Origin of the sequence: Psychromarinibacter sediminicola (genome assembly GCF_029168335.1) — a bacterium.
GTDB classification, from domain to species: domain Bacteria; phylum Pseudomonadota; class Alphaproteobacteria; order Rhodobacterales; family Rhodobacteraceae; genus Psychromarinibacter; species Psychromarinibacter sediminicola.
Genome location: NZ_JARGYC010000028.1, coordinates 1 through 17,720 on the forward strand (window position 1 = coordinate 1; position 17,720 = coordinate 17,720).

23 protein-coding genes are annotated in these 17,720 nt (G+C 68.5%); 11 read left to right on the forward strand and 12 right to left on the reverse strand.

All coding sequences use genetic code 11. From position 1 onward, the window contains the following. From P1J78_RS11860 to grxD, 4 genes are all read left to right on the forward strand, one after another. Positions 1–490 (forward strand): hypothetical protein (locus P1J78_RS11860; protein ID WP_275567574.1); only part of this gene is annotated, 490 nt, incomplete at its 5' end. 60 nt (positions 491–550) lie between these two features. Beyond that, positions 551–793: a BolA/IbaG family iron-sulfur metabolism protein gene (locus P1J78_RS11865; RefSeq protein ID WP_275567575.1), complete on the forward strand. Its 243-nt coding sequence runs from the start codon at positions 551–553 to the stop codon at positions 791–793. 8 nt (positions 794–801) lie between these two features. Next, positions 802–1,053 (forward strand): hypothetical protein, encoded by a 252-nt coding sequence (locus P1J78_RS11870; RefSeq protein ID WP_275567576.1) that lies wholly within the window; start codon positions 802–804, stop codon positions 1,051–1,053. Further along, on the forward strand, positions 1,050–1,409 hold the full coding sequence (gene grxD, locus P1J78_RS11875; RefSeq protein ID WP_275567577.1) for a Grx4 family monothiol glutaredoxin: 360 nt from the start codon (positions 1,050–1,052) through the stop codon (positions 1,407–1,409). The genes P1J78_RS11870 and grxD overlap by 4 nt, the downstream gene beginning before the upstream one ends. Before the next feature lie 72 nt (positions 1,410–1,481). Here grxD and P1J78_RS11880 read toward each other — a convergent pair whose 3' ends face one another. Beyond that, on the reverse strand, positions 1,482–2,240 hold the full coding sequence (locus tag P1J78_RS11880) for an SDR family oxidoreductase (protein WP_275567578.1): 759 nt from the start codon (positions 2,238–2,240) through the stop codon (positions 1,482–1,484). 220 nt (positions 2,241–2,460) lie between these two features. Here P1J78_RS11880 and P1J78_RS11885 point away from each other — a divergent pair, with 220 nt between their 5' ends. Continuing rightward, the gene (locus P1J78_RS11885; RefSeq protein ID WP_275567579.1) at positions 2,461–3,153 is read left to right on the forward strand and encodes a hypothetical protein; all 693 of its coding nucleotides are present in this window, start codon (positions 2,461–2,463) and stop codon (positions 3,151–3,153) included. On the opposite strand, the gene P1J78_RS11890 is transcribed toward P1J78_RS11885, so the two are convergent. Further along, a complete protein-coding gene (locus tag P1J78_RS11890; RefSeq protein ID WP_275567580.1) occupies positions 3,150–3,557 on the reverse strand; it encodes a cell division protein ZapA in 408 nt (135 codons plus the stop codon). The two genes, P1J78_RS11885 and P1J78_RS11890, sit on opposite strands and share 4 nt — an antisense overlap. Then, positions 3,550–4,038: a hypothetical protein gene (locus P1J78_RS11895; RefSeq protein ID WP_275567581.1), complete on the reverse strand. Its 489-nt coding sequence runs from the start codon at positions 4,036–4,038 to the stop codon at positions 3,550–3,552. Before P1J78_RS11895 ends, P1J78_RS11890 begins: the two co-directional genes overlap by 8 nt. 229 nt (positions 4,039–4,267) lie before the next feature. Between P1J78_RS11895 and tkt the strand changes: the two genes are divergently transcribed. Next, complete coding sequence (gene tkt, locus P1J78_RS11900; protein ID WP_275567582.1) at positions 4,268–6,283, forward strand: transketolase; 2,016 nt, start codon at positions 4,268–4,270, stop codon at positions 6,281–6,283. 173 nt (positions 6,284–6,456) lie between these two features. Next, positions 6,457–6,690: a type II toxin-antitoxin system CcdA family antitoxin gene (locus tag P1J78_RS11905; protein WP_275567583.1), complete on the forward strand. Its 234-nt coding sequence runs from the start codon at positions 6,457–6,459 to the stop codon at positions 6,688–6,690. Positions 6,691–6,791: 101 nt separating this feature from the next. On the opposite strand, the gene P1J78_RS11910 is transcribed toward P1J78_RS11905, so the two are convergent. Then, positions 6,792–7,151, reverse strand: a complete 360-nt coding sequence (locus tag P1J78_RS11910; protein WP_275567584.1) for a DoxX family protein — start codon at positions 7,149–7,151, stop codon at positions 6,792–6,794. Between the two features lie 65 nt (positions 7,152–7,216). Between P1J78_RS11910 and P1J78_RS11915 the strand changes: the two genes are divergently transcribed. The 3 genes from P1J78_RS11915 (at position 7,217) to P1J78_RS11925 (ending at position 8,903) form a co-directional block, all read left to right on the forward strand. Further along, complete coding sequence (locus P1J78_RS11915) at positions 7,217–7,360, forward strand: hypothetical protein (RefSeq protein ID WP_275567585.1); 144 nt, start codon at positions 7,217–7,219, stop codon at positions 7,358–7,360. Positions 7,361–7,440: 80 nt separating this feature from the next. After that, positions 7,441–8,442 carry a type I glyceraldehyde-3-phosphate dehydrogenase gene (gap, locus tag P1J78_RS11920; protein ID WP_275567586.1) on the forward strand — a complete coding sequence of 334 codons (1,002 nt, stop codon included), beginning with the start codon at positions 7,441–7,443 and terminating at the stop codon, positions 8,440–8,442. A 302-nt stretch (positions 8,443–8,744) separates the two neighbouring features. Beyond that, positions 8,745–8,903: a hypothetical protein gene (locus P1J78_RS11925; RefSeq protein WP_275567587.1), complete on the forward strand. Its 159-nt coding sequence runs from the start codon at positions 8,745–8,747 to the stop codon at positions 8,901–8,903. A 316-nt stretch (positions 8,904–9,219) separates the two neighbouring features. On the opposite strand, the gene P1J78_RS11930 is transcribed toward P1J78_RS11925, so the two are convergent. The 8 genes from P1J78_RS11930 to P1J78_RS11965 all read right to left on the reverse strand — a co-directional run bounded on the left by P1J78_RS11930 (position 9,220) and on the right by P1J78_RS11965 (position 16,063). Beyond that, positions 9,220–10,515: a TRAP transporter large permease gene (locus P1J78_RS11930; protein ID WP_275567588.1), complete on the reverse strand. Its 1,296-nt coding sequence runs from the start codon at positions 10,513–10,515 to the stop codon at positions 9,220–9,222. Further along, the gene (locus P1J78_RS11935) at positions 10,512–11,069 is read right to left on the reverse strand and encodes a TRAP transporter small permease (protein WP_275567589.1); all 558 of its coding nucleotides are present in this window, start codon (positions 11,067–11,069) and stop codon (positions 10,512–10,514) included. Before P1J78_RS11935 ends, P1J78_RS11930 begins: the two co-directional genes overlap by 4 nt. Before the next feature lie 217 nt (positions 11,070–11,286). After that, the gene (gene dctP, locus P1J78_RS11940) at positions 11,287–12,297 is read right to left on the reverse strand and encodes a TRAP transporter substrate-binding protein DctP (protein WP_275567590.1); all 1,011 of its coding nucleotides are present in this window, start codon (positions 12,295–12,297) and stop codon (positions 11,287–11,289) included. 49 nt (positions 12,298–12,346) lie between these two features. Beyond that, positions 12,347–13,000, reverse strand: coding sequence for a GntR family transcriptional regulator (locus tag P1J78_RS11945; RefSeq protein ID WP_275567591.1), 654 nt, complete (start codon positions 12,998–13,000; stop codon positions 12,347–12,349). Then, positions 12,993–13,862 carry a dihydrodipicolinate synthase family protein gene (locus P1J78_RS11950; RefSeq protein ID WP_275567592.1) on the reverse strand — a complete coding sequence of 290 codons (870 nt, stop codon included), beginning with the start codon at positions 13,860–13,862 and terminating at the stop codon, positions 12,993–12,995. Before P1J78_RS11950 ends, P1J78_RS11945 begins: the two co-directional genes overlap by 8 nt. Positions 13,863–14,080: 218 nt before the next feature. Beyond that, the gene (gene coaD / locus P1J78_RS11955; protein ID WP_275567593.1) at positions 14,081–14,572 is read right to left on the reverse strand and encodes a pantetheine-phosphate adenylyltransferase; all 492 of its coding nucleotides are present in this window, start codon (positions 14,570–14,572) and stop codon (positions 14,081–14,083) included. A gap of 87 nt (positions 14,573–14,659) precedes the next feature. After that, complete coding sequence (locus tag P1J78_RS11960) at positions 14,660–15,094, reverse strand: CBS domain-containing protein (RefSeq protein ID WP_275567594.1); 435 nt, start codon at positions 15,092–15,094, stop codon at positions 14,660–14,662. Between the two features lie 66 nt (positions 15,095–15,160). Further along, positions 15,161–16,063 (reverse strand): LysR family transcriptional regulator, encoded by a 903-nt coding sequence (locus tag P1J78_RS11965; RefSeq protein ID WP_275567595.1) that lies wholly within the window; start codon positions 16,061–16,063, stop codon positions 15,161–15,163. A gap of 101 nt (positions 16,064–16,164) precedes the next feature. Here P1J78_RS11965 and P1J78_RS11970 point away from each other — a divergent pair, with 101 nt between their 5' ends. After that, positions 16,165–17,664 (forward strand): CoA-acylating methylmalonate-semialdehyde dehydrogenase, encoded by a 1,500-nt coding sequence (locus P1J78_RS11970; RefSeq protein ID WP_275567596.1) that lies wholly within the window; start codon positions 16,165–16,167, stop codon positions 17,662–17,664. The last annotated feature ends 56 nt before the right edge of the window (positions 17,665–17,720 follow it).

The window sequence follows — 17,720 nt, forward strand, 5'->3', positions numbered from 1 at the left end:
GCCCGCCCTCGCCGCCGACTGCGATTCCTGCGCCGCGCTCTGCTGCATCGCGCTGGCCTTCGACGAGGGCGAGGATTTCGCCTTCGACAAGCCCGCCGGCCTGCCCTGCCCCAAGCTCGTGGGCCACGCCTGCTCGATCTACGAACGCCTGTCGGACGAAGGTTTCCCCGGCTGCGCCCGCTACGACTGCGAGGGCGCCGGCCAGCGCACCGTCGCGCTCTATGGCGGGGTCAGCTGGCAGGACGAGACCGAACTGACCGGCCCGATGCTGGAGACCTTCCGCCACATGCGGGTGATCCACGAGTTGATCGGACTTCTGGAAACCACCGGCCAGCTGCCGCTCGAAGACGACGAGGCCGAGCGGCGCGAGGACCTGCTGATCGCCCTCTGCCCCGACGAGATGACGCCCGAGACCGCCGAGGCGCTGGCCAGCGGCCCCCTCCCCGGCGAGGCCCGCGCCTTCCTCCGCGGCCTCGCCCACCACCTGTGAACCCTTGCGGCATAGCTGCCTGCCGCATACATCTAACAAACGTTGACCGGAGTGACGCCAATGGCAATCGAGGCCCAGGAAATCGAGAACCTGATCCGCGCGAGCTTTCCCGAAGCGAGGATCACCATCACCGACCTGGCGGGCGACGGAAACCACTATGCCGCCGAGGTCGTCGACGAGAGCTTCCGCGGCCAGAACCGGGTGCAGCAGCAGCGCGCCGTCTACGCCGCGCTCAAGGGCAAGATGGACGGCGCCCAGGGCGAGCTGCACGCGCTGGCCCTGACCACCCGCGTCCCGGACTAGCGGCCGCGATGGACGAAGGCCTCATCTTCTTCGTCACCGCGATCGTCCTGGTCCTGTTCGTGCGCGCCGCGTTCTTTGCCCCGCGCCGTCCGCCGCCTTACGATTTCCGGCCCGGCGACGCGGCCGACGACCCGAAGGACACGGCCCCGCCGGACAGCACGCCGGGCCCCGATGGCCCGCCCGATCGCCCCGGACCGCGCCCCACCTACGGCGCCGCCCGCTACCGAACGAAACGACTGAAACGAGGACCAAGCGAATGACCGCACAGGACCAGATCAAGGACACCGTCACCTCCAACGACGTCGTGCTCTACATGAAGGGCACCAAGACCATGCCGCAATGCGGCTTCTCCAGCCGCGTGGCCGGCGTGCTGAACTTCATGGGGGTCGAATACACCGACGTGAACGTGCTGTCGGACGAGGAGATCCGCCAGGGCATCAAGGACTATTCCGACTGGCCGACGATCCCGCAGCTCTACGTGAAGGGCGAATTCGTCGGCGGCTGCGACATCATCACCGAGATGACGCTCTCGGGCGAGCTGGACCAGCTCTTCGAACAGAAGGGCGTCAGCTACGACAAGGCCGCCGCCGAGAAGATCCGCGAAGCCAACGGCTGAGCCGTCGCCGGAACCCGACTGCGAAAGCGCGGCGGCCGCCCGCCGCGCTTTTTTGTGTTTCGGCAGCGCCGGTCAGACCAGCCGCACCGACATGCCGCCATCCACCGGCACCGGGCTGCCGGTCATGAAGCTCGCCCGATCCGACAGCATGAACAGCGCCGCCTGCGCGATCTCCCGCGCCGACGCCATCCGCTTCATCGGGTGCAGGCCCGCGATGAACGCCTCGGTCTCCGCGTCCATCTCGCCCATCGCCTCGGTCACGGTCCCGCCCGGCAACAGTGCGTTGACCCGGATGTTCTCCGCCGCGTGTTCGGCCGCCAGCGCCTGCACCAGCCCCAGCATACCCGCCTTCGACGCCGCGTAGGCGCCCATGCCCGGCAGGCCGCCATTGCTGTGGCCCACGAAGGACGCGGTAAAGACGATCCCGCCGCCGCCCCGGCGCCGCAAGGCCGGGATCTGCGCCCTGGCGGCGTGAAAGGCCGAGGTCAGGTTCGTGGCGATCGTATCCGACCAGTCCGCGGCGGGCATCTCCGGCACCGGGTGCATCGCCCCGACGATCCCGGCATTGTTGAAGGCCCCGTCCAGGCCGCCGTATTCCGACTCGGCCAGCGCGACCAGCGCCTCGGCATAGCCATCCTCGCGCACGTCGCCGGCCAGCGCGACCGCCCGGCCGTTGCTCTGGTTGATCTGCCCGGCGATCCGGTCCAGCTCGGCCCCGCGCCGCGCGCCCAGCACGACGGCGGCCCCTTCGGCGGCGAAGAGCAGCGCCGCGGCGGCGCCGATGCCGCTGCTGGCACCCGTGACGATCAGCGTCTTTCCCTTGAGTTCCATGATGTCCGTTCCTTTCGGTTGCAACGTGACACCCTCTCTGGACACCGGCGGCGCGGCGCTCACTCCGATTCCTGCGGCTCTCTCGCGGACGCCGCCGAAAGGCGCAGGATCCGGGTCATCACGCGGCCGGGGCTGACAGCGCCCCGGCGGTCGGCTAGCATCCCGCGCTTATGACGGTCCCGCCCGCCGGGGCCGTTCGCATTTGAGATGGGACGCTTTCATGACCGCATTCGAGATATCGCTTTTCGTACTGGCCTCCCTCGCGAGCAGCGCGCTGCTGGGCGGCGTGCTGTACCTCGCCGTCAAGCGGCGGGCCGACTACAGGGCCTTCGCCGCCGCCCGCGGCTGGACCTACCGCTACGAGGGCCACAGCGGCAGCCGCGCCGCCCGCCACATCTTTCAGGACCCGCAGGAGGGCTGGACGCTGACGATCTTCGCGCGCAGCTCCAGCACCGCCGGCGGCTCCGGCTCCACCACCCGCTGGACCGAGTTCGACGACCCCGGCCCCGCGCTTGCCGAAGGCATGGCGGTCCTCGGCCCGGAGATCCCGGAGAAGGCCGCCGCCATGGCCGACCGCGCGATGGGGATGATGGGCGGCGATTTGGGCCGCATGCTGCTGAACAAGCTGACCGGCGGGCTCGGCGCCGAGGCGCAGGACCTGCGCACCGTCGACACGCCCGGCCCGGGCCTCCTGATGGCCACGCCCGGCGCCGAGGACGCGCTGAACCCGGTGCGCGACGCGCCGGAACTGGCCGAAGCGCGGGCCGGGCGCAACGACGCGCAGCAGCCGGTGGTGATGCGCGGCCCGTTCGGGCTGCGCCTGCGCGTGGCCGGACGGCTGCGCCGCGAAACCGAGATAGAGGCCTTCGTCACCCTCGGCCGCAGCCTGGCCGACCGGCTGCGCGCCGGCTAGCCCTCGACCCCGGCGGTCTTTTCCTCGACCGTCGCGGCGATGTATTCGGCGCGCTGCACCATCTGTGCCAGCGACTCCTCAAGCCCCTCGGGCAGCACCTCGACCCGCATCGGCTCCGGCGCCTCGGGCGCGGGGGTGTTGCGCAGCGTCTCCAGCTCCGCCTCCTGCGCGCCGACGCGGGCCTCCAGCGCCTTCAGCTGCTCCTCGATGCCGGCGGCCTTGTCGGCCAGCATCAGCCCGGCCATCAGCAGCATCCGCGATTCCGGCAGGCGCCCCGCCTGCCCGGCCAGCGCCGAGGCTTCGGTGTCCAGCATCCGCGCGGCGGCGTGCAGGTACTGTTCCTCGCCTTCCTGGCAGGCGACCGCGAAGTCCCGGCCGCCGATCGAGATCGTCACCTCAGGCATCGCGCGTCTCCTCCAGCAGCGGCTTCAGCTCTCCAAGGATCGCGTCCATCTCGGCCCGGTCGCCCTCGCGCGCGACGCGCAGGCCCTCCAGCTCGGACGACATCGCCTGGTTGATCAGGTGCGGCTCGGCCACGCCCTCCTCGGCCGCCTCGCGCAGCGCCTGGATCGACTGGCGCAGCTGCGTGTTCGTCCGCCGCATCCGCTGCGCCTGGATCTCGGCATCGGCCAGCTCCTGCTTCAGCCGGTCGATCTCGGTCTGCAGCTCGCGGCCCTGGCGCTCGGTCTTCTCCTTCTGCGCGCGCACCCGCACCTCCAGCTGCGCCGTCAGTTCCTTCTCGGCCTCCAGCGCCTCGGTCAGGCGCCGAAGCTCCTCGGGATCGGCCGCGGGCGCGGCGCGCGGCGCCTCCAGCGCCTCGACCCCGCCGCCGATCCGTTCCAGCGCCTCGCTCAATCGGCGCTGCAGTTCCGCGATCTCGGTCATCTACTCGTCCCTATCCTCCTGGCACGCCCCGTGTCGCAGGCAACGGGACGCATCGCAAGTTGCAGAGGCGGGCGCCGAATCGGCCCCGGCCGGTTTTTCCCGATATTAGCCAAGCCCTCCGCGGATTGCTTCCCCCTTTTTCCGTCAAGGGCTTGCGTGGCGCGCTTGATCTTGCCCGCTTTGCTGCTATCACCCGCGCGAGGACGCGACGCGAAAAGGACAGCCCCCGATGGACATCTCCGATCTTCAGGCCCAGCACCCCGAGCACTGGCGCAAGGCCTGCGCCATCCGCGCGCTCGCGATGGATGCCGTGGCCGCCGCCAACTCCGGCCATTCCGGGATGCCGATGGGCATGGCCGACATCGCCACCGTGCTGTTCGAAAAGCACATGAAATTCGACGCCGCCGCGCCCGGCTGGCCCGACCGCGACCGCTTCATCGTGTCGAACGGCCACGGCTCGATGCTGCTCTACGCCGCGCTCTACCTCACCGGCAGCCCCGAAATCACGCTGGACGAGATCAGGAACTTCCGCCAGCTCGGCGCCAAGACCGCCGGCCACCCGGAAAACATCTTCGCCGACGGGATCGAGGTCACGACCGGCCCGCTCGGCCAGGGCATCTCGAACGCCGTCGGCATGGCCATCGCCGAGGAATCGCTGCGCGCCCGCTACGGCAAGAAGATCGTCGATCACCACACTTATGTCTTCGCCGGCGACGGCTGTCTGATGGAAGGCGTCAGCCACGAGGCGATCGGGCTCGCGGGCCGCAACCGCCTGGGCAAGCTGATCGTGTTCTTCGACCATAACGGCATCACCATCGACGGCGACGTGGCGCTGGCCGACGTCACCGACCAGGCCAAGCGCTTCGCCGCCGCCGACTGGCACGTGCAGGAGATCGACGGCCACGACCCCGACGCCATCGACGCCGCCATCGCCGAGGCCAAGAAGGCCACCCGCCCCTCGGTCATCGTCGCCAAGACCCATATCGCGCTCGGCTCCTCCGCGCAGGACACCGCCAAGGGCCACGGCGCGCTGACCGACGATCAGCTCATCGCCGACACGAAAAAGCTCTACGGCTGGGAGCACGGGCCGTTCGAGGTGCCGGCCGACCTGAAGGCCGCCTGGGAAGCCATCGGCGAACGCGGCCAGGCCGCGCATCTCGCCTGGAAGGAACGCTTCGAGGCGCTGTCGGACAACCGCAAGGCCCAGCTGACCCGCGAATGGGACCGCGGCGTGCCGAAAAAGCTCGCCAGCGCCTTGCGCAAGTTCAAGAAGGAGATGTCGCAGGAGCAGCCCAAGCTCGCCACCCGCGCCGCCTCGCAGAAGGCGCTGGAGGTGATCAACCCGATCCTGCCCGAGACCATTGGCGGCTCGGCCGACCTGACGGGCTCCAACAACACCAACACGCCGGATCTGGGCCTCTTCGGCCCCGACAACCGCAAGGGCCGCTACATCCATTACGGCATCCGCGAACACGGCATGGCCGCCGCGATGAACGGCATGGCGCTGCATGGCGGGGTGAAGCCCTATGGCGGCACCTTCTTCTGCTTCACCGACTATGCCCGGCCGGCGATGCGCCTGTCGGCGCTGTCGCACGCGCCCGTCACCTACGTGATGACCCACGACTCCATCGGCCTGGGCGAGGACGGCCCCACCCACCAGCCGGTCGAGCATCTCGCGATGCTGCGCGCCACGCCGAACATGCTGGTGATGCGCCCCGCCGACATCGTGGAAACCGCCGAGGCGTGGGAAATCGCGCTGTCGCAGACCGACCGTCCCTCGGTCCTGGTCCTCACCCGCCAGGGCGTGCCGACCGTGCGGACCGAGCACAAGACGAAGAACCTCGTCAGCCAGGGCGCCTATGTCCTGGCCGAGGCCGAGGGCAAGCGCCAGGCGATCCTGCTGGCCACCGGGTCCGAGGTCTCCGTCGCGCTGGCGGCCCGGGACAAGCTGCAGGCCGACGGCATCGGCACCCGCGTCGTCTCGATGCCCTCGTGGGAGCTGTTTTCCGAACAGGACGACAGCTATCGCCGCCGCGTCCTGCCGGGCGGTCCCGTCCGCGTGGCCGTCGAGGCGGGCGTGAAGCTCGGTTGGGAGCGCTGGCTGCTGGGCGAGCGCGGGCGCGAGGCGAAGGCCGGCTTCGTCGGCATGTCCTCCTTCGGCGCCTCGGCCCCCGCGGGCGACCTGTTCCAGCATTTCGGCATCACGCCGGAGGCGACGGCGGAGGCGGTCAAGGCACTCCTCTGAATTCGCCGGAGATGCGAAACGATGCGGCCCGCTTCGGCGGGCCGTTTTCGTTTTCGGGACAATGACACGCCCGGTCCGCGTCTTTGACAACTTTTAGTTGCATTACGGGCGCACCGAATTACACCTTAAGGTGCATTCCGACCGGGTGCATTCCGACTGGGGGTCCGAACAGAATGTCCACGCAGAACCAGACGCTCATCGTCTCGCTCGATGCCGACACGCTGAGCCGGGCGCAGGAGCTGGGGATCGACATCTCCGCCGCCGCCGAGCGCGGGCTTCGGGCGGCGATCCTCGCCAAGACCTACTGCGCCCCGGACGGGCGCGGCAAGGACGCCCGCACCCTCGCCCGCGCCACCCTCGACGCGGTGCGCGCCCGGGCGCACGCGAAACACTCAAACGGCCGCTGACCGGCAGGACGGTCAGCCCGTATCGCCCGGCCATGGGGACGCGCTACCCTCGCGTCCGGTCCCCGTTCGTTCTCGACCATGGCCGGGCGACCCTTACCCCCTCAACGCAGCCGCCAGCGCCCGCCGCCGCCCGCGGCCAGCAGCAGGCAGCCGCCCGCAATCGCCCAGTTCTTGACGAAGATCGACATCTGCCAGCCGTCTTCGGGCTGGAAGTGGAACCAGCTCGTCCCCACGCAATAGAGCGCCGCCGCCCACCCGGCCGCGCGCAGCCGCCACCCCGTCAGCAGCGCCGCCGCCAGCGCCGCATTCGCGGCCAGCGCCGGCCAGACCAGCGCCTCCGGCAGGCCGCGCATCGCCAGAAGCGCCTGCGCCGGCCCCGGATCCAGCACCTTCTGCACCGCCCCCGCCACGAACAGCGCCGCCAGCAACGCGCGCCCGGCAAATCCCGTCAGATCGTCCATCGCCTTGTCCTTTCCCGCCCGAACATCTATCGCCTGTCGTCATAACGGCCAGCCGGGAGGCCCGCATGACCAACCGCATCGCCATCGGGCTCGCCCTTCTGATCCTGGGCTTCGTCGCCTATGACGCCGCCGCGATGGACTGGTCGATGAGCGTCTATCTCGGCCGCAAGGGGCTCGAATTCGTCGAATGGCTGGCCTTCTGGCGCTGACTGCGGCGCTCTGCCCGTTGACGTCGCCTGCAAAAACCCCTTCAACGCCTCTGACGCATTAACCCAGAGGAGGTTCCGCCATGGCCGTGAAAGTCGCAATCAACGGATTCGGACGCATCGGGCGCAACGTGCTGCGCGCCATCGTCGAGTCCGGCCGCACCGATATCGAGGTGATCGCCATCAACGATCTCGGCCCGGTCGAGACCAACGCCCACCTGCTGCGCTACGACAGCGTCCACGGCCGCTTTCCCGCCGAGGTGAAGACCGGCGAGGACACGATCGACGTCGGCCGCGGCCCGATCCGCGTGACCGCCATCCGCAACCCGGCCGAACTGCCCTGGTCGGATGTCGACGTGGTGCTGGAATGCACCGGCCTCTTCGCCTCCAAGGAGAAGTGCCAGCCGCATCTGGAGAACGGCTCCAAGCGCGTGCTGATCTCGGCGCCGGGCGCGAATGCCGACAAGACCATCGTCTACGGCGTCAACCACGACCAGCTGACCGCCGACGACATCGTCGTGTCGAACGCCTCCTGCACCACCAACTGCCTGTCGCCCGTCGCCAAGGTGCTGAACGACGAGATCGGCATCGTCAAAGGCTTCATGACCACGATCCACAGCTACACCGGCGACCAGCCGACGCTGGACACGATGCACAAGGATCTCTACCGCGCCCGCGCCGCCGGGATGTCGATGATCCCCACCTCCACCGGCGCCGCCAAGGCCGTGGGGCTGGTGCTGCCGGAGCTCAACGGCAAGCTCGACGGCGTGGCGATCCGCGTGCCCACACCCAACGTGTCGGTCGTCGACCTGACCTTCGAGGCCGCCCGCACCACCAGCGTGGACGAGATCAACGACGCGATCCGCACCGCCGCGAACGGCCCGCTCAAGGGCATCCTCGGCTATACCGACGAGAAACTGGTCTCGATGGACTTCAACCACGACAGCCACTCGTCGGTGTTCCACACCGACCAGACCAAGGTGATGGAAGGCACGATGTGCCGCATCCTGACCTGGTACGACAACGAATGGGGCTTCTCCAACCGCATGTCCGACACCGCCGTCGCGATGGGCAAGCTGATCTGATCGCCCCCTGACACCCGCGTCCGAAAGGCGCCGGCGCACCGCCGGCGCCTTTTTTTCGACGTTACGTCACGCTCCAGATGCATCGAAACGGAACGCCCTGCCCGGCCCCCGCGCAACGCGCCGCCCGGGCCGCACCGGGCGATTTCCCTGTCGGGGCAGCGGGTTAGCGTCAACCCCCGGGACCCCGACGCCGCATTGCAGAACATGCATACCGCAACTGCAGAAACGTAAGTTGTCCAGCGCTAACAGCGGGTCCAAGTATGGGGCGTCGCACCGAACCACACGAACCTATGGAGCAAACGATGACCTTCTTCGACAAAGTCCGCACCGGCTACGAGAAGCGCCGCCTGTACAACCGCACCGTCAACGAGATCCAGTCGCTGCCGCGCGACGTCGCGCTCGACCTCGGCATCTTCCCCGAAGACGCCCGCCGCATCGCCCACAAAGCCGTCTACGGCTGAGCCGACGACAGGATGCAGCGGGGGGAGACCCCGGCGCACGGGGTAAGAGAATACCAGAGATTCAGACGGGCCGGTCCTCAGGAACCGGCCCGTTTTGCGTTCGGGGCTAGCGCCACCCGACGCCTCGCACCGTGATCCGTCCGTGGCGCGTCGGCTGCGCTATCCCGGCTCTATCCCGGCGCTCCGCGCGTTCGCGCCTCGAAGCGTCCACTGGACGCTTCGCCGGCTGCGCCGGTTCAGGCGCTATCCCGGCGCTCCGCGCGTTCGCGCCTCGAAGCGTCCACTGGACGCTTCGCCGGCTTCGCCGGACCGGCGCTCACCCCCCATACCCGAACACCCGGGGCAGCCACAGCACCAGCCCCGGGAACAGGATCAGCGCGAACAGCGCCGCCAGCAGCACCAGCAGGAACAGCCAGACCTCGCGGATGATCTCGGCCAGCGGAATCCGCGTCACCGCATTGATGACGAACAGCAGGATGCCGTAGGGCGGCGTGATCAGCCCGATCATGCAGTTGACCACCGCCACCACGCCGAAATGCACCAGGTCGATCCCCAGCGCCCGGCAGGTCGGCAGGAACAGCGGGATGATCACCAGGATCAGCGTCGTCGCGTCCAGCACGCAGCCCAGAAGCAGCAGGATCACGTTCACCGAAAGGAAGAACACCAGCGGATGCACGTCCAGCCCCAGCATCCGGTTGGCCAGAAGGCTCGGGATGTTCTCCGACGCCACCACGTAGTTCAGGATCAGCGCGCCCCCGATCACCAGGCCGACGGCGGCCGAGGAGCGCGCCGACTCCACCAGGATGTCGAACAGCGACCGGAGCGACAGCGCCCGGTAGAAGAACGCCGCCAGCAGCAGCGCGTAAAACGCCGCGACGGCCGCCGCCTCGGTCGGCGTCGTCACGCCGCCATAGATGCCGTAAAGCAGGATCGCCGGCATCAGGAGCGCCGGGAAGGCCCGCACGGTCAGGCGCGGCAACTCCGAGGCGGGCACCGGCTCTTCCACCGCGAAGTCGCGGCGCCAGGAGATCCAGTAGTTGATCGCCATCAGCACCACGCCCATCAGGAGGCCCGGGATGATGCCGCCCAGAAACAGGTAGCCGATGGAGGTGTTCGACACGAGCGCGTACAGCACCATCGGGATCGACGGCGGGATGATCGGCCCGATCGTGGCGCTGGCCGCCGTGATCGCCGCCGCGTAACCGCGGGTGTAATGCCCGGTGCGGGTCATCATCTCGATGATGATCTTGCCGATCCCGGCGGCATCGGCCACGGCCGAGCCGCTCATGCCGGAAAAGATCAGCGAGGCCACGACGTTGACATGCCCCATGCCGCCCCGGAACCGGCCCACCAGCGCGATGCAGAACCGCAGGAGCCGGTCGCTGATCGTGCCGGCGTTCATGATGTTGGCCGCGACGATGAACAGCGGCACCGCCAGCAGGATGAACGAGTTGTAAAGCCCGTCCATCAGCACCTTGCCGGCCACGCCCAGGCTCTCGCCCCCGGCCCAGAGATAGACCAGCGTGCCCACGATGATCGCATAGGCGATGGGCAGGCCGATGGCGGCCAGCAGGAACAGCGTGCCGAGGCACAACAGGAATTCGACGCTCATTCCTCGGCCCTCGGCAGATGTTCCTCCTTCGGCGGCGGCCGGCGGATCGCGCCGATCACCAGCCAGGCATAGCGCGCCGCCACGACGACGAGGAACAGGATGTAGACGGCGTAGACATCGCGCACCCGCACCCAGTCGCCGACCAGCTGGCTCAGCGTGGCGGTGCGCTTCAGGCGCAGGATGTCGAAGCGGTCCCAGGTCGGCGCGACCGACAGCAGCAGCGCGGCGACCACCGCCAGCCCGCCGATGATCGCGAAGGCGCGGCGCAGGTTCGGGCCGACCCCGTTATACAGAATGTCGAAGGTCACGTGGTCGCGGTCGCGCACCACGAAGGCATTGCCGAAAAAGATGATCCAGACCCAGAGCAGCAGGCAGAACTCCAGCGTCCAGCCGTATTGCGACGGCTCCAGGATCGGTATGAGCTCGGGCAGCCAGTCCAGCCGCGCCGTGTAGCGGACGGTGATCTGCAGCACGAAGGTCAGGAACATCGCCGCCATCATCACGGCGGCGAGTCCCTCGGCGATCCGGCGCAGGACATGCAGGACCTGGCGCATCTGTCCCCTCTCGTTCCGGAAGACCCGCCCGCCCGGACCGGGCGCGACGCGTGCCGCCCCGCGCCTTCCCTCCCCCTGTCGGAGGGAGGGTCAGGGAGGGGGCGCGCCCTCTCCCGTCAGGCGGTCCGGCGGGTCACGGACGGGGGCGTCCGCAGCATCCTGTTAGCGGTATCTGCAACAGGATCAACGACTTGCACCCCCGTCCAACCTCGGACGCTTACTCGCCCAGCGCGTTGATCTCTTCCAGCACGCCCTCGGGCCAGGACTCGGCGAACCGGCTGCCCTGGTACTGTTCCTGCACGTGGCTGCGGAACGCCGCCCGGTCGGGCTCGTAGATCTCCAGCCCCTCTTCCTCCAGGAAGGAGACCAGCTCCGCCTCAAGCTCCAGCTGCTTCGCCCGCGCGCTGTCGGCGGCGGCCACGGCGGCCTCGGAGACGGCCTGCTGCTGCTCTTCGCTCAGCCCGTCCCAGACCTCCTTGGAGAACGCGATATAGTTCAGGTCCACCAGATGCGCGGTCAGCGCGATCTGACAGGTCACCTCGTAGAACTTCGCGTCGACCACGGTCGGCAGCGGGTTGTCCTGCCCGTCGACCGAGCCGGTCTGCAGCGCGGTATAGACCTCGGTGAAGGCCATCGGCGTCGGGTTCGCGCCCAGCGCCTCGCCCAGGAACTGCCAGGCGTCGGTGCCCGGCATCCGCAGGTTCACGCCCGCCAGATCCTCGGGGGTCTGCACGTCCAGCTCGTCGCGGCACTGCCGCAGGTTCACGTGCCGCTTGCCCAGATACATCACGGCAAGGAGCTTCACGCCCAGCTCGTCCTCGACCTTCTGCTTGAACGGATCCATCAGCGCGTCGTTGAACACGGCCACCTGATGCTCGGCCGACTGGTGGACGTAGCCGGTGGCGAAGATCGAGAATTCCGGGAAGTACTGCGCCAGCTCCTGCGCCGAGGCGATGGACATCTCCAGATCGCCCGAGGCGATCGCCTCCAGCTCGGAACCCTGCGCGATCAGCGAGCCGTTGTAATGCGGCTCGTAGGTGGCGAATTCCGCCACGGCCGGCGCGAACACCTCTTCCAGCGCCACCGAGCGCTGGTCGGTCTCGGACGCGGGCGTGGACATCCGCAGGGTCACCATCTCCTCGTGCGAGGCGCCGAAGGCCGCCCCGGCGGTCATCAGCGCCACGGTCGCGGCGGACATCGCCAGGCGGCGGGTCAATCTCAGGGTCATGTTTTCTCCTCCTCAGTTGCAGCGGGGGCCTTGTCGCGCCCCGCCTTCGTTACAGGCCGACGGCCCGTTTTCGCGCGCTTTCGATATGCGCATGGATGGCCGATACCGTGCGGGCCGGGTTGCGGGCCTGCATGGCGTAGATGATGCCCAGGTGCTCATCCATGACGGAGACCACCAACTCGGGCAGGATCTTGGTGTCGGCATTGGCGATCAGCCGGATCTTGATCGCGTTGACGCGGTGGATGTCCGAGATGATCGCGTTGCCCAGCGCGTCGATGACATGGTCGTGAAAGCCCCAGTCCAGCCGCTGCGCCCGCGCCACCACGTCGGGCGTCGCGCCGGCCAGCGCCTCCTCGCGCATCGCACGGTGCTCCTCGGCGAAACGGTCGATCTCGGCCTCCGGCCCCTCGCGGCAGAAATGGTCGAAGGCCTCGCGTTCGATGATCTTGCGCAGCTGGAAGGCGTTGCGGATCAGGTCGAGGTCGATGGCGGGAACCTGAAGCCCGCGCTTGGGCACGGTCCGGATCAGCCCGTCCGCCTCCAGCCGCGGGATCATCTCGCGGATCGCGCCCAGCGGCATGCCGGTGATCTGCACCAGCTCGCGCTGCGACACGATCTGGCCGGGCTGGATGTCGCGGCTCATCAGCTTCTCGGTGAAGCTGGAATAGGCGCGGTCGCGCAGGAAGGCGTCGGCCTCAGCCATCGGCGGGCTCCAGCACCGCCTGGTCCAGCAGCATCGCCCGCTGCTCCGGCGTGACCGGCGTCAGCGGGGGGCGCAGCGTCTCCCAGGCCGGATCGCCCAGCATCCGCGCCATGAGCACCTTGAGCGCCGGCATCACCGGGCAGGACACCACGGCGGTGACCGCCGCCGACAGCGCCGCGTCCTCCTGCGCCGTCCCGTACACGCGCTTCAGACGCGCCGGATAGAGGTTCGCGCAGCCGGTGATCGAGCCCGCCGCGCCCAGCGCCGCGGCGCGGTGCAGCAGCCGCTCGTCGCCCACCAGAACGGGCAGATCCTCGATCTTCAGAAGCGCCTCGGCCGTCGCCCAGTCGCCCGAGCTGTCCTTGACCGCCCGCACCCGGCCGGGGAAGGCATCGACAAGCCGCATGATCAGCGCCGGCGACAGCCCGATCCCCGTGACCTGCGGGATATGGTAAAGGATGATCCGCGCCGCCGCGTCGGTGTCCGCCAGAAGCTCGGCATACCAGCGGAACAGGCCGTCGTCGTCCGGGTCGGGGAAATAGAACGGCGGCGGCACCAGGAAGCTCTGGACGCCGTGCGCGAGGCCGGTGCGCACCTGGTCGACCGCATCCGCGGCCGCCGTGGCATAGACCGTGAAGGTCACCGCCTCGGTCGGCACGCCGGCGGAGAGCACGGCGTCCAGGCCGGCCGCACGCTCGCCCGCCGTCAGCGACGCGCCCTCGCCCGTCGTGCCGAACAGCGTCACGCCGTCGGCCCCGTCGTGCAGCAGGCGCGTGGCATGCGCCGACAAACGCGCCGTGTCCAGAGCGCCGCCTTCGGTGAACGGCGACAGCATCGCCACGGATATCCCGATTGCCGACATGGTCCCTCCCACGGTGGCGGATTCGCGCACCTTTCTGCCATAGTAATGTGAAAACAGGGAAAAAAGCAACTGACATGTCTATAACATGTCAGATGGCGCCTTCACGGGCCGCGAATTGGCGGGTGTTCCGGGCGTTCGATTCTTCGCGCCGGAGACCTGGGCAGAGACTTGGGCAGAGGCCCGACCAGAGACCTGGCCACAGACCTGGCCGGGCGGCCCTAGCGGCCCAGCTGCCGATACAGCCGGTCCCGCACCGCGGGGGTCACGAAGGTCGACACGTCGCCGCCCAGCCGCGCGATCTCCTTGACCAGCTTGGAGGCGATGGCCTGGTACTTCGCCTCGGCCATCAGGAACACGGTCTCGATATTATCGTCGAGCGCCCGGTTCATGCCGACCATCTGGTACTCGTACTCGAAATCCGACACCGCCCGCAGGCCGCGGATGATGACCGAGGCGCCCACGTCGCGGGCGCAGTCGATCAGCAGGTTCTCGAACGGATGCACCACAATCTCGGTGCCGTGGGCGCGCAGGCTTTCCACCTCGGGCGCGATCATCTCCACCCGCTCGTCCAGGTCGAACAACGGCCCCTTGTCGCGGTTGATCGCAACGCCGATCACCAGCCGGTCCACCAGCTTGGCCGCGCGCTGGATGATGTCGATATGGCCCAGCGTCAGCGGATCGAACGTGCCCGCATAAAGACCGGTGCGCATGCTATGTCCCCCGTGGCTCCGGTGGCACGCAACAATATTACCGGACGGGTTTCAAGTGCGAATGCGACCGCCCGCGGCCGGCGGGGGTCAGTGCCCCATGATCATCCCTTCCAGCGACTCCTTCTCCATCGCCAGTTCGCTGAGCCGCGCCTTGACCACGTCGCCGATCGAGATCAGGCCGATCATCTTCTGCCCGTCCATCACCGGCAGGTGGCGGAACCGGCCCTCGGTCATCTTGCCAAGCACCTGCTCGCCGGATTCGTCGCCTCTGCAGGTGACGAGATCGGCCGTCATCATCGTGTCGACCGTGTCGTCCAGGCAGGACGCCCCGCGCTTACCCAGCTCGCGCACGATGTCGCGCTCGGACAGGATACCGTCGGGCGTGGTGCCGTCCGAGGACACCACCACCGCGCCGATCCGTTTCTCGGACATGGTCGCGGCCGCCTCCGCCACGCGCGTCCCCGGCGTGATCGTGAAGATCTCGCCGCTGGGCTTGGACTTGAGTATCTGGTGAACGAGCATGACCGCCTCCTGGGAACCTGCTGACGCCTGTATGTTTTCCAAGGGTCACCCTCCCGGGCGCACCTGTCAAGCCGCGGCTTCGGCTTCCAGCCTGGCGACCTCGGCGCGCAGTTCGGTCGCCACCGCCTCGGCCACCCGGTTCAGCCGCTCGACGCGCCGGTCGTCGGGGTGCCGGATCAGGTAGAAGCTGCGGGTCAGCGAGAAGCTGTCGGCCAGCACCTTGCGCATCCCCGGCGCGAAGGGCAGCGCGAAGTCGTGGACGATGCCGATGCCGCCCTTCTGGCGGATCATGTGCAGCTGCACCATGACCGAGTTGGAGCCCAGCGTGACCTGCTCGATCCCCGCCTCGCTGAGATAGTCCAGCTCCTTGTCGTAGATCATGTCGGGGATGTAGCCGATGATCGGATGCTGCGTCAGGTCGTCCAGCGTGCGGATCGGCGGGCCTCCGCGCAGATAGCTGCGATGCGCGGCCAGGTGCAGGTGATAGTCGGTGATCTTCTGCACCGTCAGCCGGCCGGAGACGGGCGCCGAGACGGTGATCGCCATGTCGGCCTCGCGCTTGGACAGGTTCACCACGCGGGGCAGCGCGAGCACCTGGATCTCCAGCCCCGGATTGGCCTCGGACAGGCGGGTGCAGATCTGCGGCAGGAGGTAGTTGGCGCAGCCGTCCGGCGCGCCGATGCGCACCTGCCCGGTCAGCTGGCCGGCCTGGCCGCCGACCTCTTCCGCTGCGCCGGTCACCGCCTGCTCGGCGCGCTCGGCATGGTCCAGGAGCCGCTGCCCGTCGACGGTCAGCGCATAGCCCTGGGGCGACTTGGCGAAGAGCGGCGCGCCCACCGCCGTCTCCAGCCGCTGCATCCGCCGCCCGACCGTCGCCGGGTCGAGCCGCAGCTGCCGCCCTGCCCCGCTGAGCGACTCGGTCCGCGCCACCGCGAGGAAGACACGCAGGTCGTCCCACTGAATATCCATGACCGTCCCTTAAAAAATGCAAAACCCTTTTGGAAAACTCACCCTTTTTCCGGCGATTTTGCAAGCCTATGGTCCGCGCAACCAGTCTGGAGGAGCCGACCATGGAAGACCTTACCCATTACATCGACGGCCAGCGCGTAAAGGGCACGTCGGGCCGTTTCGCCGATGTCATGAACCCCGCCACCGGCGAGGTGCAGGCCAGAGTGCCGCTGGCCACGACGGCCGAGCTGAACGCGGCCGTGGAGAAGGCCGCGGCGGCGCAGGTCGCCTGGGGCGCCACCAACCCGCAGCGCCGCGCGCGGGTGATGATGAAGTTCGGCGCGCTGATCAACGAGCACATGGACGAGCTGGCCGAGCTGGTCAGCCGCGAGCACGGCAAGACCCTGCCCGACGGGCGCGGCGACGTGCAGCGCGGGCTGGAGGTGGTCGAGGTCTGCATGGGCGGGCCGGCGATGCTGAAGGGCGAGTTCACCGACAATGGCGGCCCCGGCATCGACCTTTACTCGATGCGCCAGCCGCTGGGGGTGGTCGCGGGCATCACGCCGTTCAACTTCCCCGCCATGATCCCGCTGTGGAAGATGGCGCCGGCGCTGACCTGCGGCAACGCGATGATCCTGAAGCCGTCCGAACGCTGTCCCTCCACCGCGCTGCGGCTGGCGGAGCTTCTGAAAGAAGCCGGCCTGCCCGACGGCGTGCTGCAGGTCGTCAACGGCGACAAGGAGGCGGTCGACGCGATCCTCGACCACGAGACCGTCCAGGCCGTGGGCTTCGTCGGCTCCACCCCCATCGCGCAGTACATCTACGGCCGCGCCTGCAGCAACGGCAAGCGCGCGCAATGCTTCGGCGGTGCCAAGAACCACATGATCGTCATGCCCGACGCCGACATGGACAAGGCAGCCGACGCGCTGGTGGGCGCGGGCTACGGCGCGGCGGGCGAACGCTGCATGGCGGTGTCTGTCGCGGTGCCGGTGGGCGAGGAGACCGCCGACGCGCTGGTCGAAAAGCTGGTGCCGCGGATCGAGAAGCTGAAGGTCGGCCCCTACACCGCCGGCGAGGACGTGGATTACGGCCCGGTCATCACCAAGCAGGCCGAAGAGCGTATCCGCGGGCTGATCGACAGCGGCGTGCAGCAGGGCGCAGAACTCGTCGTCGACGGCCGCGACTTCACCCTGCAGGGCTACGAGAACGGCTATTTCGTGGGCCCGTCGCTGTTCGACCGCGTCACGCCCGAGATGGACATCTACAAAGAAGAGATCTTCGGCCCCGTCCTCAGCCAGGTGCGCGCCGGCTCTTACGAGGAAGCACTGAAGCTGACGATGGACAACCCCTACGGCAACGGCACCGCGATCTTCACCGCCGACGGCGACACGGCGCGCGACTTCGCCCATCGGGTCAATGTCGGTATGGTCGGCATCAACTTCCCGATCCCGGTGCCGCTGAGCTATCACACCTTCGGCGGCTGGAAGAAATCGGCCTTCGGCGACCTGAACCAGTACGGCCCCGACGCCTTCCGGTTCTACACCAAGACCAAGACCGTCACGGCGCGCTGGTTCTCGGGCATCAAGGAAGGCGGCGAGTTCAACTTCAAAGCCATGGAGTGACGTTCAGGAAGATGTTAAGGAGCGGCGTCCCGGTCCGGCCGGGCGCCGTTTCGTTT